Origin of the sequence: Hymenobacter cyanobacteriorum, assembly GCF_022631375.1 — a bacterium.
Classification (GTDB): Bacteria; Bacteroidota; Bacteroidia; order Cytophagales; family Hymenobacteraceae; genus Hymenobacter; species Hymenobacter cyanobacteriorum.
In genome coordinates this window covers 266320-282680 of the sequence record NZ_JALBGC010000001.1, presented here as the reverse complement: position 1 = coordinate 282680, position 16361 = coordinate 266320, and the positions used below count along the sequence as shown (strand labels likewise).

Annotated in this window: 12 protein-coding genes; 10 read left to right on the top strand and 2 right to left on the bottom strand. The window is 61.7% G+C overall.

Features of this window, described 5'->3' with window-relative positions; translation table 11 throughout:
- Positions 1-15: 15 nt before the first annotated feature.
- Together MON38_RS01290 and MON38_RS01285 are read right to left on the bottom strand one after the other, a co-directional pair.
- The gene (locus MON38_RS01290; protein WP_241934321.1) at positions 16-2412 is read right to left on the bottom strand and encodes a TonB-dependent receptor; all 2397 of its coding nucleotides are present in this window, start codon (positions 2410-2412) and stop codon (positions 16-18) included.
- A gap of 95 nt (positions 2413-2507) precedes the next feature.
- On the bottom strand, positions 2508-2951 hold the full coding sequence (locus MON38_RS01285; protein ID WP_241934320.1) for an HYC_CC_PP family protein: 444 nt from the start codon (positions 2949-2951) through the stop codon (positions 2508-2510).
- Between the two features lie 228 nt (positions 2952-3179).
- On the opposite strand from MON38_RS01285, the gene MON38_RS01280 reads away from it, so the two are divergent.
- From MON38_RS01280 to murG, 10 genes are all read left to right on the top strand, one after another.
- A complete protein-coding gene (locus MON38_RS01280; RefSeq protein WP_241934319.1) occupies positions 3180-4388 on the top strand; it encodes a hypothetical protein in 1209 nt (402 codons plus the stop codon).
- Between the two features lie 336 nt (positions 4389-4724).
- Positions 4725-5198, top strand: a complete 474-nt coding sequence (gene mraZ, locus MON38_RS01275; RefSeq protein WP_241934318.1) for a division/cell wall cluster transcriptional repressor MraZ — start codon at positions 4725-4727, stop codon at positions 5196-5198.
- 2 nt (positions 5199-5200) lie between these two features.
- Positions 5201-6124 carry a 16S rRNA (cytosine(1402)-N(4))-methyltransferase RsmH gene (gene rsmH, locus MON38_RS01270; protein WP_241935086.1) on the top strand — a complete coding sequence of 308 codons (924 nt, stop codon included), beginning with the start codon at positions 5201-5203 and terminating at the stop codon, positions 6122-6124.
- Positions 6125-6133: 9 nt separating this feature from the next.
- On the top strand, positions 6134-7018 hold the full coding sequence (locus MON38_RS01265; protein WP_241934317.1) for an FtsL-like putative cell division protein: 885 nt from the start codon (positions 6134-6136) through the stop codon (positions 7016-7018).
- Complete coding sequence (locus tag MON38_RS01260) at positions 7015-9483, top strand: penicillin-binding protein (RefSeq protein WP_338423743.1); 2469 nt, start codon at positions 7015-7017, stop codon at positions 9481-9483. The genes MON38_RS01265 and MON38_RS01260 overlap by 4 nt, the downstream gene beginning before the upstream one ends.
- Before the next feature lie 84 nt (positions 9484-9567).
- A complete protein-coding gene (locus tag MON38_RS01255) occupies positions 9568-11040 on the top strand; it encodes a UDP-N-acetylmuramoyl-L-alanyl-D-glutamate--2,6-diaminopimelate ligase (protein WP_241934316.1) in 1473 nt (490 codons plus the stop codon).
- Positions 11041-11159: 119 nt separating this feature from the next.
- Positions 11160-12380, top strand: coding sequence for a phospho-N-acetylmuramoyl-pentapeptide-transferase (mraY, locus tag MON38_RS01250; RefSeq protein WP_198068869.1), 1221 nt, complete (start codon positions 11160-11162; stop codon positions 12378-12380).
- A gap of 2 nt (positions 12381-12382) precedes the next feature.
- A complete protein-coding gene (gene murD, locus MON38_RS01245; RefSeq protein WP_241934315.1) occupies positions 12383-13750 on the top strand; it encodes a UDP-N-acetylmuramoyl-L-alanine--D-glutamate ligase in 1368 nt (455 codons plus the stop codon).
- Between the two features lie 155 nt (positions 13751-13905).
- A complete protein-coding gene (locus MON38_RS01240) occupies positions 13906-15078 on the top strand; it encodes an FtsW/RodA/SpoVE family cell cycle protein (protein WP_241934314.1) in 1173 nt (390 codons plus the stop codon).
- Between the two features lie 130 nt (positions 15079-15208).
- Complete coding sequence (gene murG / locus MON38_RS01235; RefSeq protein WP_241934313.1) at positions 15209-16315, top strand: undecaprenyldiphospho-muramoylpentapeptide beta-N-acetylglucosaminyltransferase; 1107 nt, start codon at positions 15209-15211, stop codon at positions 16313-16315.
- Positions 16316-16361: the final 46 nt, after the last annotated feature.

Sequence of the window (16361 nt, the reverse complement as noted above, 5' to 3'; positions counted from 1 at the left end):
GCCAGCCAAAGGCGTTTACTCGATGCGGTAGCGCAGGCCGGCGTAGGTCAGCCGGCCGTATACCGGCCCCCACACCATGGCGGCATCGAACGCCGGCCCAAACGGGTTGGCCGCACCTTCGATGGGATTGGGCTGGCGGTAGTTGGTCAGGTTCTCCACGCCCGCGTATACCTCCAAGCGCTTAAAGGCGCGCGTGAGTTGGGTGTTGAGCAAGGCGTAACGCGGGGCGGTTTCGGGCAAGTAGTCCTGGCTGGTGCCGTGCGCGTGGGGGCTGCTGATGTGCGCCAGCGCCCGCTGCCCGAACCACTGCACCGTGAAATCGGCCCGCCACTTATCGAAGGCGCTGGCGTAACCCAGGTTCAGGAAAGCGCGATGGGCAGGGGTGAGGGGTTTGGGCAGCAACTGGTTGTCGTAGGTGGTGCGTACGTCGAGGTACTTGTATGCCCCCTTCACTTGCAGGCCTTTCAGCGGCTCTACCTGAAGCTCGGCTTGCAGGCTGCGGGCGAAGGAGCGGCCGCCGGGCTGCAGGTTGTCGATAATGATGAGGCTGGGCGCGGTGTACATATCGGCCACCACTTGGTTCGCAAACTCGGTGTGGTAGTAGTCGAGAATGAAGGTAGCCGGGTGGCCCAGCGCCGTGAAGTACTGCGTGGCGCTGCCGCCCACGTTCCAAGCTTTCTCGGGCCGCAGGTTGGAGGTGATGACGAACTCGCGGGCACTGGCCAGCATAGCGGCGTTGTCGGCAATGGGGTTGGCCACGCGGAAACCGCTGCCGGCGGCGGCGCGGAGTACCGTGTTTTTCAGCACGTCATATTTTAAATTGAGACGCGGCGTGAGCTGCCAGCCGTAGAGGTTGTGGCGGTCGGCGCGCAGGCCGGCCACCACGGTCAGGTTGCGGCTGTTCTGGTAGGTGTACTCGGCAAAAGCGCCGGGCACCAGCTCGCGGCGGGTGCGATGCTCGCGGGCTTCCACGTCGGCCGGCGTGTCGGTGAGGTAGCTGCGGCCGGCGGTCAGGCGCTCGTCGTACTTATCGTAGAGAAAGCTCAGGCCGGTGCGGTACACGTGGGCCGTGTTGCCCAACGCACTTTGGAACAGCAGCGTGGCATTGCCCGTGCGCTGGGTGCCATTATAGGCCCGCGAGGTGCGGTTGGTGACGAAGTAAGCCGGCAGGCCCGCGTCGTGGTCGGTGTGCAGCGTCTGGTAGCCGTAGGAGTAGCGCGAGGTGAAGTCGTGGTCGGTGCCGGTGAGCAGCAGGCCCAGGCTCTGGAAGGGGCGTGCGGGCCAGGTGTAGGAGGTTTTGGCGTAGCCGGTGTAGCGGGTAGTGGCCTGCGTGGTGCCGTAGCTCTGGGTGAAGGCAGCGTCGCCGGTATCGCGGAAATCGAGTTGGCCGCCCTGGCGGGTTTCGCGCAGCGCGCCCACGCCCACCTCGCTCACGATGCCGTGCCCCGAGATGTACTTCCACTTATTGAAGGCGTTGAACTGCGTGGCCAGCGGCAAATCCAGAAAGCCGTCCTTGTTGCGGTCCACGCGGTTGCCGAGGTGGTCGGTGTGCAGCAGCAGCAGCGTGCTCCACTTGGGGTTGATGCGGGCCGAGGCGTTCAGGTTGACATCGAATTTGCCCAGGTCGTTGGCGTAGGCGTTGAGCAGCAGCTGGTCGGTTTTTTCCGGCTCCTTCAGCTTCACGTTCACCTGGCCCGAAATGGCCTCGTAGCCATTCACCACCGAGCCCGTGCCCTTGATGATTTCGATGTTCTCAATCCACGGCCCGGCCAGGTAGCCCAGGCGGTAGGGGGCCGCCAGCCCACGCAGGGCCGGCTGGTTGTCCACGGTCAGCAGCGAGTAGCTGCCATCAAGCCCGAGCAGTTGAATCTGCTTCGCGCCCGATACAGCGTCCGAAGTTGTGACCTCCACCGAAGCGTTGGTTTCGAAGCTCTCGGCCAGGTTGCAGCAGGCCGATTTGGTGAGGTCGCGGCTCGAAATCATCTGCACGTTGGCTGGCGTGAGGGAAGAGTAGGCCGGGGCGCGGTCGGTCACCACCACTTCGCCCAGCTCGGCCCCGGCGCGCAGGGCCACCCGCAGGTAGGGCGCGCCGCTCACGGGCACAGCCAGCGTATCGGGCCGGTAGCCCAGCGCCTGCACCACCAGCCGCGAGGCCGCCCGCGCCGGCCGCACCAGCACGAAGCGCCCGGCCGCATCCGACGTCGCCGTGATAACCGGGGCGCCGGCATCGGCCGCATCGTAGAGCCAGCGCAGCACCGCGCCGGGCAGGGGAGTAGCTTTGCCGGCCTCGGTTACCTCGCCGCGCACCGGCGCAATGGCCGACGATTGCGCCGCCGCCCGCCCGGCGGGCAGCAGCGCCGTAAGCAGCGCCGGAATAAGAAAATGCGGAATAATACCGCTGATAGGTCGCATAATATCTGGAAGTTAAGCGTTTCTGATGAATTGCCGCTGCAAGCTGCCGCGACAGTTTCCTCTGCGGCCGATGCAGCAGGGAAAAATCAGAAATTCTAGACTTCCAGGGTGCAGACAAAGGCCAGTAGCGCCCGGCCCCCGAGGGGTGGGGGCGAGGCATCGGCCGCAAACCAGCGCGGGCCAGTAGCGGCCAGCGAAACAGCGTCGGTAGTTGAAACCGGCCAGCTCAGTGGTGGCACAATAACCGCCATCGCCGGAACCGGCACCAGGATTTTGGCAGCCAGCTCGTGCGCCGGGCTGCTGAGCTTGTGCTCGTGCTTGCTGAAATCGCAGCAGCCGTCGGCCGCTTTCGGGGTGGCCGGGGCCAGCTCACTCATGCAGCCGCGCAGTTCGACGTGCCCGGCCACCGACACGGCCACGGTGCTCGTCCCGCTCATGCGGCAAGTCAGGCGCTGCACCGTGAGGCCCACCGAGGTGATGAGCACCAGCACGGCCAGCAGAACACTGACGAGGCGACGGAACCGGGAATGAGGACGCATGATGGCCACAAAGGTACGGTCTGGGGCACGTTGTCCGGCGTGCGGAATCTGGGCCGCCAGCGTGCGTGTAGCATCTATCACCCGCCGAAGCAATACGTGCTGCAATTGTTAGGTTAACTTATAGATGGTGTAATGCCTTCGTAACGTAGACCTTCGCACTTCATTGAGCGTGATAATGCCCTAGGTGTCTTTCTGGCAGTTACCAGAAAACAAATTGATGAGCCCAGCGTGATAGCCGAACCCACGGCGTTTAGGGCATTATTGCAACGCCGCGCAACCCTTGTTGGTCTTTCCATAGGTCATTTCAAAAAAAATATGCGGCAGTTGTATGTGCTTGTAGCCGTGCTGTTCTTCATCGTTCGGGCAGGGTTTGGACAATCTTACCAACAGTTTCGCCTGAATGCCGGCGTACAAGCTGCCACGGCCGACAAGCAAGCGATACTGGCGGTGTGGGACCGGTATCTGGGCTCGGGCTTTCGCCACCAGTCGCAGTATTGGGCACCGGCAGAGCTGAAGCGCTATCCCCAGGCCGATTTGCTCCTGAGTGAGGGCTACGTGCATCCCAACGTGTTCCAGTACACCACCCAGAAGCTGCTGCTGAGCATTGAGCCGCTGGACTCCACGCACTACCAATGCCGTACGCTGTTCTATTGGCAGAATCCTGCCGATACCCTGCGCCAGATAACCACCTTCTGCATCCTCAATACCCAGTTCGAACGCGCCGGCCCGCAGTGGCTGCTGGTCAATCACCTCACCAGCTACACGCGCGCTTGGCCTGCCCGCACGGTCGGCCGGCTGGTTTACCGCTTCCCGCCAGGCTACCGCTTCAATCAGGAACAGGCCCGGCAGGCCGATGACTTTCTAACAAACCTGTTCCGTGATTTTGCTATCCCGCCGTTCCCCGTTACCTACTACATCGCCACCGACTGCGCCGAGGTACATCGCATGAAAGGCTTCGATTATGTCGTTGGCATGGGCGGCGATACCGTGTGCGGGTTCTATGACGAAGTGAACCACTTGGTTTACGCCGGTGGACTCAGCGAAGGCTATCTGCACGAGTTAGTGCATGTTATCAATCCGTATTTCCCTAAAGCCCACCCACTCTTGCTCACGGGCTACTCAGCCCTGCGCGGCGGCCATTTTGGCCAGCCCCTGGTCTACCACAAGAAACGGACGCTCGAATACTTGGCTACCCATGCTGTCGATTTGGAAAATCCACTCACGTTCACGACGCTAGATGAGAAAACCAATCCGCAGTACGTGGTAGGCGGCATTATCTGCGAGGCCGCTTTGCGGGCGGGCGGGCTGCCTAAATTGAAAAAGCTATTCACCTACGGTACGTCGGATGAGGATTTTTACACCGCGCTCAGACAGGAGTTCGGTTTAAACCGGGAAGACATTCCAGCATTCATTGCGCAAAGCTTGCGGGCACAATAAGCCTAACACGCTCCGGCTATCACATCCTTGCGTCGAACCAGCAGTGCTCCAGAGAGCTAACCAAGCATAGGTGCGTGATGGGTACCGCAAGTGTTTTCCAGGCAGCAGGCAAGTGGCCTGCTAAGGCTGAGTGCGTACTGCCACTTTGGCGTAATTGGCGCTTTCCCCACAGTAATTCGCACGTTTGCACCTCTCCGGATTTTTCAAAAACTGCATTTAAACGCTGGGAAGGCCGTTTTGCATTTGTGGTAGGAAATGGTAAATCGTGGTTGGTTTTCGGAGGGGTTCCCGTACATTTGCTAATGTCGCCGCTTTCTCACCCGGCTACTTGTGCCCATGAACCTGCTCTCCGGCGAATACGAATGCAAGCTCGACCCCAAGGGGCGGCTGGTGTTGCCGGCCAAGGTGAAAGGCAACCTGCCCGAGCAATCGGGCAACCAGCTGGTGCTAGTGCGCGGTTTCGAGCCCTGCCTGGTGCTGTACCCGCGGGCCGCCTGGCGCGTGATTCACGAGAAGGTGATGGCACTGGACGAGTTCAACGAGGAGTACCGCCAGTTTCAGCGCAACTTTTTCCGGGGCATGACCGAGGTGGAGCTCGACAGTATCAACCGTTTCATGCTGCCGCGCACCATGTTGCGCTACGCCGGTATCGAGAAGGAAGCTATTATTGTAGGGCTCGGCAATCGCTGTGAAATCTGGGACCCGGCCCGCTACGACGAGTTCCTTATCAAAGACCAGCAGAGCTTTAGTAAGTTGGCCCAGAAATTCTTATCCGTTGAAACCCCGCCGCTCGCCGGCTTAGCCGCATGAGCATGACCGACTACGACAACGACCAGGCCTACCACCGCCCCGTAATGCTGGCCCAGTGCCTGGCCGCCATGGACCTGCAGCCCGACGGCCGCTACGTCGACGTGACCTTCGGTGGAGGCGGCCACTCGGCCCGCATCCTCGAAAAGCTGACCACCGGCCATCTCTACAGCTTTGACCAGGATGCCGACGCGGAGGCCGAAGCGGTCAAGCTGGCCCGCCCGCAGTTCACATTCGTGAAAGCTAATTTCCGGGATTTGTTCGCTGAATTGCAGCAGCTTGGCGCTTTGCCGGTGGATGCACTGCTGGCCGACCTCGGCGTGAGCTCGCACCAGTTCGATACGCCCGAGCGCGGCTTCTCGACCCGGTTCGACGGTCCGCTCGACATGCGCATGGACCCCGACGGCCCGCTAACGGCCGCCGATATCCTCAACGATTACAAGGAAGCCGACCTGCACCGCATTTTCGGGATGTACGGCGAGGTGACTAATGCCCGCACGCTGGCCGCTACGGTGGGTGCAGCCCGGCGCGGCCGCCGCCTCGAAACCATTGCCGAACTCAAAGCCGCTATTCAGCCCTGCACGCCGCGCGGCAAGGAGAACAAGTACCTGGCCCAGGTTTTCCAAGCGCTGCGCATCGAGGTGAACCAGGAAATGCAGGCTTTGCAGGAAATGCTGCTGCAAACCGCCGACGTGCTGCGCCCCGGCGGCCGGCTGGTGGTGATGAGCTACCACTCGCTGGAAGACCGGCTGGTGAAAAACTTCATTGGCAAAGGCAAATTTTTCGGCACGGTCGAAAAAGACTTCTTCGGCAATGAGAGCAAGCCCTTTGAGGCCGTGAACCGCAAGCCCGAAGAAGCCGACCCGGAAGAAGTGGCGCTGAACAGCCGCGCCCGAAGTGCTAAATTGCGGGTTGCAATCCGAAATTAACCCCTGCCGATGGCCGCCAACACGCTCCGTCCCACCGATGCCCCGCGCCGCGCCAACGTGCCGCGCCCGGTTGCCGCGCCCGAGCCGGAGGTAGCGCCCGCGCCCCCCGTGGCCGAGTACGTGGCGCCCGAACCGGAACCCGCCCCGCGCCCCAAACGCGAGAAAGTGCGCCGTGAGCCCGCGCCCGAAACCGGCCCGCGCAGCTCGTGGAGCCTGTTTTCGCTGCTCGACCGCGCCACGAGCGTCGACGGGCTGTTCCGTGAGGGGCTGCCGGTGCGCTTCCTGCCGCATCTGCTGTTCGTGATGCTGCTGGTGCTGCTTTACATCGGCAACACGCATTACGGCAACCGCATGAACCGCAATATCCAGCGCCTCAAGCAGGAAACCGAGGATTTGCGGGCCGACTATACCACGCTGAAATCGGACTATATGGAGGCCAGCAAGCAGAGCGAGGTGGCCCGCAAAGTTGCCGCTATCGGCTTGGTAGAAAGCTCCTCGCCGCCCTTCCGCATTACCGTCCCGGCTGGCCACCTCGATGCGGCTGAGCTGGAACTGATGCCCGTGCTTACGGCCGATACCCTGGCCGCCCGCGCCGACCGCGACTCGACCGCCGCCCTGCGCGCCGACCAACTGGCCGGCCGCAAGCACCCTGCCGATGGCACTGACGTGGACAGCGGCCCCGAAATCATTGCCCCGCCCCAGGCACTGGAAGGTGACTCGGTGCCGATGGCTCCCGCTTCGGGCCGAGCAACTGCTGCGCCGCGAACTGCGAAAGCGACTCCAGCCAAACGCACGCAAAGTAAGCCCAACAATAAGAGTAAGGTACAAAAGAGTACAAGCGCGCAAAAGAAACAATCGCCAGGAAAGCAGGCCGTTAAAGCACGTACGCGATGAAAGGGAGCGTTAAAAAGTCGATAGTGACGCGGGTGCGGCTGGCCTTTCTGGGGGTGGCCGTGTTTTCGAGCGCCATTTTCTGGAAGGCCACCAAGATTCAGTTTCAGGAAGGTGCTAAGTGGCGTGCTTTAGAGCAGGAGCGACGCATTAGCTACCAGTCGGTGCCGGCCACGCGGGGCAACATCTACTCAGATAACGAGAGTATTATGGCCACTTCGCTGCCGTTTTACCGCGTGGCCTGGGACCCGGGCGTGGTGGAAGATGGCGTGTTTCGGGCTGGGATTGACTCACTGGCGATTCATTTGGCGCACTTCTTCGGCGACCGCAGCGTGCAGGAATACAAGCGGCGGCTGGTGAACGCGCACACGGCCAAGCAGCGCTATATCCGGCTCAACTCGCGGCAAATCAATTTTCAGGAGAAGAAGCTGATGGCGACCTGGCCGGTGTTCCGTGAGAAACGCAACCGGGGCGGGGCCATTTTTGAGAAGGTGGACAAGCGCTTCCGGCCGTTTGGGGGGCTGGCGCAGCGCACCATCGGCTTTGTGAACGAGGACCACCACGGCGCGGGCCTGGAGTACACCTTTGAACAGAGCCTAGCCGGCAAAGCGGGCGAGGCGCTGTTTGAACGCGTGCCGGGCGGCATCAAGCCCGTATATGACGGCACCGAAATAAAGCCCCTGCCGGGCTACGACGTGAAAACCACGCTCGACATCAACCTGCAGGATGTGGCCGAAAATGCCCTCTATAAGTCGCTGGTAGATAACAATGCCCAGTACGGCTGCGTGATTCTGATGGAAGTGGCGACCGGCGAAATCAAGGCCGTGGCCAACCTGGGCAAGGCTTCAGACGACACCTATAAGGAAGACTACAACTACGCCTTCGCCGACCAGGGCCGGACGGAGCCGGGCTCCACGTTCAAGCTCGCCTCGATGATGGCCTTGTTTGAGGCGCACCCCGAGCTGACCCTGGACGACATGGTGGACACCGGCAACGGCCGCATGTACGTGGGCGGGGCCGTGAAATCGGACTCGCACGGCTACGGCCGCATCACGGTGCAGCAGGTGTTTGAGAAGTCGAGCAACATCGGCGTGGCCAAGCTGGTCGATAAGTACTTTTCCGGCAACCCTACGGAGTATACGGATTACCTGAAGAAATTCGGCCTCGACAAGCCGCTGGGCTTCCAGATGACCGGCGAGGCGTTGCCCTATGTGAAGGACACTAAAGACCGCAGCTGGAGCCGCACCTCGCTCACCACCATGAGCATCGGCTACGAGCTGAAGCTGGCGCCGCTGCAAACGCTGGCCCTCTACAATGCCGTGGCCAACGGCGGTGTGAAGGTGCAGCCCATGATTGTGCGCGAAATCAAGCAGGCCGACCAGGTGCTGCAGCACAACGAAACCAAGGTATTGAACCCCAAAATCTGCTCCGAGGCCACGCTGGCCAAGGTGAAGTCGATGATGGAAGGGGTGGTGACGGCCGGCACGGCCCGCAGCATCCGGCCCAAGGACTACAGCATTGCCGGCAAAACCGGTACGGCCTGGAAGTTCAAGAACGGCCAGTATACCCGCACGTATTCGACCAGCTTCTGCGGCTACTTCCCGGCCGATAAGCCCAAGTACAGCTGCATCGTGGTAGTGGATTCGCCCCGCAACGGCCGCATCTACGGGGCCGACGTGGCCGCGCCGGTGTTCCGCGAGGTGGCCGACAAGTGCATGGCCCGCGACTTGCTGAGCCAGCGCCCGCTGCTGGCCAAGGCCCGCTTGAACAAGAGCCACGTGCCGCTGGTGCGCGCCGGCATGAACGACGAGCTGGCCCTCGTATGCCAGAAACTGGGCCTGGTGGGCAACACCCAGGCCACTGGCGGCGAGGAGTGGGTGCGCGGCGCTTCCGACACCGCCTTCCACGCTCGCACCGTGGCGTTGGTTGTGAACCCGGTGCGTCCCAACCGCGTGCCGCTGGCCCGCGGCCTGAGCCTGCGCGATGCCCTGTTCCTGCTCGAAAACCGGGGCCTGCACGTGCGGGCCGTGGGTTCGGGCCGGGTGCGCGAGCAGTCGCTGGCCCCCGGCGCGCCCATCAAGCGCGGCGACCTGATTACGCTGACCCTTGAAGAATCCGGCCCGCGCATTGCCGCGCCCGTGGCCCTGCCCGAGCCCGAGCATACCGACCTCGCCGAAAACAAGCTCTTGGTGCCGGTGGATATGGAGCCTGCCAAAGCCCGCAAGTCGTTCGCCGATGGCGAAAAGGCCCACGTGCAAGCCGCCGTGGCCGAACGCTCAGCCGGCGTGAAGCCGAACGCCAAGCCTGCTAAACCCACGGCCAAGCCGGCCGCCTCACCAGCAGCCAAATCCGCAGCTGCGGGTGCCGCTAAAGCCGCTGATAAATCGAAGGAAGCTAAACGGCAGCCCGCTTCAGATAAAAACGCCAAAAAGCCTGCGCCGGCCAAGCCCAACGTGCGCCGCGCTTAAATCAGTTAAAAGTGAAGAGTTAAAAGTTAAAAGCACGAAACGCCTCAACTCTTAACTCATAACTTTTAACTCTTAACTCACCCCATGATTTCCCTGCCGCTCTTCTCCCTGCTCACCGACGTGAACGTGCTCGCCCAGCACGGGCCCACCGACGTGCCCATCACCGGCCTTACGCTCGACTCGCGCGAGGCCGGGCCGGGCGTGGCCTTCTGTGCCATGCGCGGCACCGCTACCGATGGCCACAAGTTTATCGAAGGTGCCGTGGAAAAAGGGCTGGCCGCGGTCATCTGCGAAGAGCTGCCGGCGGTACTGAACCCCGCCACGGCCTACGTCCTGGTAGCCGACTCGGGCGAGGCGCTGGGGCACATGGCGGCGGCGTTTCATGGGCACCCGTCGCGCCAGCTCACGCTGGTGGGCGTGACCGGTACCAACGGCAAAACCACCTGCGTCACACTGCTGCACAAGCTGCTGCGCGAGCTGGGCTACCATGCCGGTCTGCTGAGCACGGTGCAGAACCAGATTGACGAGGAAGTCATTCCGAGCACCCACACTACGCCCGACGCCATCCGCCTGAACGCGCTGCTGGCCCGCATGGTGGCCGCCGGCTGCACCCACGCCTGCATGGAGGTGAGCAGCCACGCCGTGGCCCAGCACCGCATCACCGGCCTGCGCTTCGCCGGGGGCGTGTTCACCAACCTCACCCACGACCACCTCGACTACCACGGCACGTTCGACAACTATCTGAAGGCCAAAAAAGCTTTCTTCGATCAGCTGCCCAAAACCGCCTTCGCCCTCACCAACGCCGACGACAAGCGCGGCCCGGTGATGCTGCAGAACACCGTGGCCCGCCGCGCTGCCTACTCGCTGCGCGGGGCCGCCGATTTCCGCGCCAAGCTGGTGGCGAATGAAGTCCATGGCCTGCACCTCGAAATTGAGGGCCGCGAAATCATTTTCCGCCTCATCGGGGTGTTCAACGCCTACAACCTGCTGGCCGTGTACGGCGCGGCCGTGCTGCTGGGGGAGGACCCCACCGAGGTCCTGACCATCCTCTCGGGCCTGACCACCGCGCCCGGCCGCTTCGAGCCGGTGGTGTCGGGCTCGCAAAGCATCACGGGCATCATCGACTACGCCCACACGCCCGACGCGCTCGAAAACGTGCTGCAGACCCTGCACGAAATCCGCCAGCCCAGCCAGCACATCATCACGGTGGTGGGCTGCGGCGGCAACCGCGACGCGGCCAAGCGCCCCATCATGGCCAACCTGGCCGCCCGACTTTCCAACCAGGTCATCCTCACTTCCGACAACCCCCGCTTCGAGGACCCCGCCGAAATTCTGGCCCAGATGCAGGCCGGCGTCACCGCGCCCGATTCGGCCAAAGTCCAGACCGTGCCCGACCGCCGCGCGGCCATCGAAGCCGCCGTGCGCCTGGCCGGCCCGCACGACATTGTGCTGGTGGCCGGCAAGGGCCACGAGAATTATCAGGAAATTCGCGGCGTGAAAGCGCCCTTCGACGACAAGCTGGTGCTTGCCGAAATTTTTGCTGAATTGAATAAATAGAACCGTCATGCAGAGCGCAGCAAAGCATCTTTACCGCGCAACGCAATCCATTTGATTGAATTACTGACTGCGGGCAAGATGCTTCGCTACGCTCTGCATGACGTTCTAAACCTTCCCGAATGCTTTATTACCTCTTCCGTTACCTGCACGAACATTTCCATCTGGCGGGCACCGGCGTGTTTCAGTACACCACGTTCCGCGCCGGCCTAGCGGTGGTCATTTCCCTACTCATCGCCCAGACGTTCGGGCACCGCCTCATTCGCCTGCTGCAGCGCAAGCAGGTGGGCGAGAGCATCCGCGACCTCGGCCTGCAGGGCCAGAACGAGAAGAAAGGTACCCCCACCATGGGCGGCCTCATCATCATCCTGGCCATTCTGGTGCCGGTGATTTTGCTGGCCCGCCTGCGCAACATCTACATCATCCTCATGATTTTGAGCACGGTGTGGCTGGGCCTGATTGGTTTCTTGGACGACTACATCAAGGTATTCCGCAAGAACAAGGAGGGGCTGAGCGGCCGGTTCAAGGTGCTGGGGCAGGTGGGCCTGGGCATCACGGTAGGCTGGGTGCTGTTCTACAGCAATGAAATCACGGTGCGCGAGTACCTACTGCCCAACGGCACGTTCTCGGCCGTTGATGCCAGTAAGGTGTTCAAAGACGTGCACCTGATGATTACCACGGTGCCGTTTATGAAGAACAACGAGCTGAACTACGGCGACCTGTTTGCCACGGCCGGTACGTTTTTCAACGGCCTCTACGGCTTCCTCTACATCCCCATCGTCATCTTCCTGATTACGGCCGTGAGCAACGGCGCCAACATCACCGACGGCCTCGACGGGCTGGCGGCCGGCACTTCAGCCATCATCGGCGTCACGCTGGCCATCTTCGCCTTTGTGAGTGGTAACGCCTTGTTGGCTGATTACCTGGATGTCATGTTCATTCCCGACTCGGGTGAGCTGGTTATTTTCTGTACGGCTTTCGTGGGAGCTTGCATCGGCTTCCTGTGGTATAATAGCTACCCGGCGCAGGTTTTCATGGGCGACACGGGCTCACTGGCGCTGGGCGGCATCATCGCCGTGCTGGCCCTCATCGTGCGCAAAGAGCTGCTGATTCCAGTGCTTTGCGGGGTGTTTCTGATTGAAAACCTGTCGGTTATTGTGCAGGTGAGCTACTTCAAGTACACCCGCAAGAAGTACGGCGAGGGCCGCCGCCTGCTGCGCATGTCGCCGCTGCACCACCACTACCAGAAGCTGGGCTACCACGAATCCAAAATCGTGTCGCGCTTCTGGATTGTCGGCATCATGCTGGCTGTCATCACCCTGGTTACCCTGAAACTGCGCTAAGCATGAACATTGTCATCCTCGGAGCGGCCGAAAGCGGCGTGGGCGCGGCCCTGCTGGCCCAGGCCAAAGGGCACACGGTTTTCGTGTCGGACCGCGGCCCCATTCAGGCCGACTACAAGCAGCAACTTGCCACCGCCGGCATAGAATTCGAGGAAAGCCAGCACTCGCTGGATAAAATCCTAGCGGCTGATGAGGTGGTGAAAAGCCCTGGCATCCCCGAGAAGGCCCCGGTAATTCAGGCCCTGCGTGAGAAGAATATTCCGGTTATCTCTGAAATTGAGTTCGCCGGCCGCTACACCCGTGCCAAGTGCATCTGCATCACTGGCACCAACGGCAAAACCACCACCACGCTCCTCATTTACCACCTGCTGAAGGAAGCCGACCTGAACGTGGGCCTGGCCGGCAACGTGGGCTTCTCGCTCGCCGAGCAGGTGATTGAAGACAAGTTCGACTACTTCGTGGTGGAGCTGAGCAGCTTCCAGCTCGACGACACGCACGACTTTCAGCCCTGGATTGCCGTGTTGCTCAACATCACGCCCGACCACCTCGACCGTTACGGCTATTCGCTCGAAAGCTACGCCCAGGCCAAGCTGCGCATCACCCGCAACCTCGACGGCAACGGCGCTTTCATTTACAACGCCGACGACGAGGTGACGGGTAAGTATTTCCAGTCGGCCTTTCTGCAAACGCGCCAACTGCCGTTCAGCCTGCACCACCGGCGCGACGTGCATTTGGCTGGCTACTACGTATCCGAAGATGTGCTCTGCACCAATCTGGCCCCCGGCATCAACGAGGAGGGAGGGGTAGAAGTGAACACCGCCAACTCGCCCCTCATCGGCCAGCACAACCGCCAGAACACGCTGGCCGCCGTACTCGCCGCCCGCGTGGCCGGCCTCGAAACCGCGCAGATTGAAGCCGCCCTGGCCACCTTTCAGAACGCCGACCACCGCCTGCAGCTGGTGGGCGAAATCAACGGCGCGCGCTACATCAACGACAGCAAGGCCACCAACGTGGAGGCCGCCTGGTACGCCCTCGACGGCATCCACCAGCCCATCGTCTGGATTGCCGGCGGCACCGACAAGGGCAACGACTACAGCAGCCTGCTCAACCTGGCCGAGCACCGCGTGAAAGCCCTCATCTGCCTCGGCGTCGACAACGCCAAGCTCCGCACCGCCTTCGACCCCATCGTTTCGCACGTCGAAGAAACCCAGAGCATGGCCGATGCCGTGGCCCGCGCCAATGCCCTCGCCGCCCCCGGCGACGTGGTGCTGCTCTCGCCCTGCTGCGCCAGCTTCGACCTGTTCAAAAACTACGAAGACCGCGGCCGACAATTCGCATCGGCGGTAGAACAACTGCAAGTACCAAAATAGAACATCAACCAATAGCCCGTCATGCTGAGCGCAGTCGAAGCATCTCTACTGCGCAAGTAATTTGATTTACTGCTGCACGCGAGATGCTTCGACTGCGCTCAGCATGACGTTCTGAATAAAATAAACTCACCAGTTCACCACTCCCCATTTCACTCATGAAAGACTGGCTGCAACGCAACCTAAAGGGCGACCCCATTCTGTGGGCCATCGTGCTGCTGTTCTCCTTCATCAGCATTGCCGTGGTGTATTCGGCCACCGGCACGCTGGCCTATAAGAAGATGAACGGCAACACCGAGGCCTTCCTTTTCAAGCACAGCAGCCTGATTTTCGTGGGGCTGGGCTGTATGTGGCTGGCCCACCGCATCGATTACCGGCACTACTCGCGCCTGTCGCTCTACGCGCTGCTAGTGAGCGTGCCGCTGCTGCTGTTCACGTTTTTTATGGGTGGCGAAACCAACGGCGCCTCGCGCTGGATGACCATTCCGGTCATCAACCAGACCTTCCAGCCCTCCGACCTGGCCAAGCTGGCCCTGATTTCGCACCTGGCCAGCATGCTCAGCCGCCGCCAGCAGCACCTCGACGACTTCAAAACCACCATGCTCCCGGTGATGCTGTGGGTAGGCACCATTTGCAGCCTTATCATTCTGAGCAACGCCTCCACGGCGCTGCTGCTGTTTGCCACCTGCATGCTGCTGATGTTCATCGGCCGCGTGCCGCTCAAGCACATGGCCGTGATGGTGGGCATTTTCGTGGTGCTGGGCGGAGCTGGCCTGGCCGCCGGCCAACGCCTGGGCACGGTGATGTCGCGCGTCACCAACTTCACCGATAAAACCAAGAAAACGCCTTTTCAGCTCGAACACAGCTACATCGCAATCGCCACCGGCGGCATCGCCGGCAAGGGCCCCGGCAAAAGCACCGAGCGCAACATCCTGCCGCACCCGTATTCCGACTTCATCTACGCCGTCATCATCGAAGAATACGGCCTGCTGGGCGGGTTCGTCATACTGTTCCTGTACCTGGCCTTCCTCTATCGGGGGCTGAAAACGGTGATGAACAGCTACGGGGCTTTTGGCGGCCTGCTCTCGGCGGGCCTGAGTTTCAGCCTCGTGCTGCAAGCCTTGGTGAACATGGGCGTGGCCGTGGGCCTCGGCCCCATCACCGGCCTGCCGCTGCCGCTGCTGAGCATGGGCGGCACCTCGCTTATCTTCACCGGCATCAGCATCGGCATTATCCTGGCCGTGAGCCGCGGCGAGCGCGAAATCCGCCCCATGACCGGTGAGCCGGATGACACGGCCCGCATTCCCAGCCAGCGCGCGCAGTATGCGTAAGCTCTAGTGACCTCCGCGAAAACGTCATGCTGAGCTTGTCGAAGCATCTCTACCGCGCAACGCAATCAGTTACTATTACGGTAGAGATGCTTCGACAAGCTCAGCATGACGTTCTCTCCATTCTCCTACAATGCCCAATTCCCCACTTCGTTTTATCATCTCCGGCGGCGGCACGGGCGGGCACATTTTCCCGGCCGTAGCCATTGCCAACGAGCTGCGTCGCCGCCTGCCCGATGCCGAAATCCTCTTTGTAGGGGCTAATGGCCGTATGGAAATGACCCGCGTGCCCGATGCCGGCTACAAAATCGTGGGCCTCGACATCACCGGCCTGCAACGCCGCCTCACGCCCCAAAACCTGATGTTTCCGGTGCGTGTGTTCCGCTCGGTGCGCAAGGCCGGGAAATTGATTGAGGAATTCCGGCCCGATGCCGTGGTAGGAGTAGGGGGGTACGCGTCGGCCCCGGTGCTGCTGGCTGCCACCTCGCGCGCCATTCCTTCGCTCATTCAGGAGCAAAACTCCTACGCCGGCCTCGTGAACAAGCTCCTTGCCAAGCGCGTGAACCGGATTTGTGTGGCTTACGATGGCATGGAGAAGTTTTTCCCCGCCGATAAGCTCGTGCTTACCGGCAACCCCGTCCGCACCGAAATTTCCCGCGGCGACCGCGCCGAAGCCCTGCACTTCTTTGGCCTCGACCCGAACAAGAAAACCCTGCTGGTGGTAGGCGGCAGCCTCGGCGCCCGCACACTCAACCAAGCCACCGCCGCGGCCCTGCCGCGCCTGCGCGAAGCCGGCATTCAACTGCTCTGGCAAACCGGCAAGCTCTATTTCCCCGAAGCCCGCCAGCAAGCCGACCAGGCCGCCGGCCTCCACGCCCTCGAGTTCATCCAGCGCATGGACCTGGCCTACGCCGCCGCCGATGTCGTCATCAGCCGCGCCGGGGCGCTGTCGGTGTCCGAGCTCTGCCTCACCGGCAAGGCCAGCATCCTCGTGCCCTCGCCCAATGTGGCCGAAGACCACCAGACCAAAAATGCACTGGCGCTCGTCAGCAAAGGAGCCGCTGTGCTTATTACCGATGAGCACGCTTCTGAGCGGTTGTACGACGAAGCCCTGCGCCTCTTAAGCGACCCCGAGCGCCAGCAGCAGCTAAGCCTGCGCGTCCGCGAGCTGGCCCGGCCCGATGCAACCGTGACGATTGTGGACGAGCTGTTGAAGCTGGTGAAAAGAGTTAAAAGTTGAGAGTTAAAAGTGAAAAGCCTTTCGCGTCACTCTACCCAATTTTAAC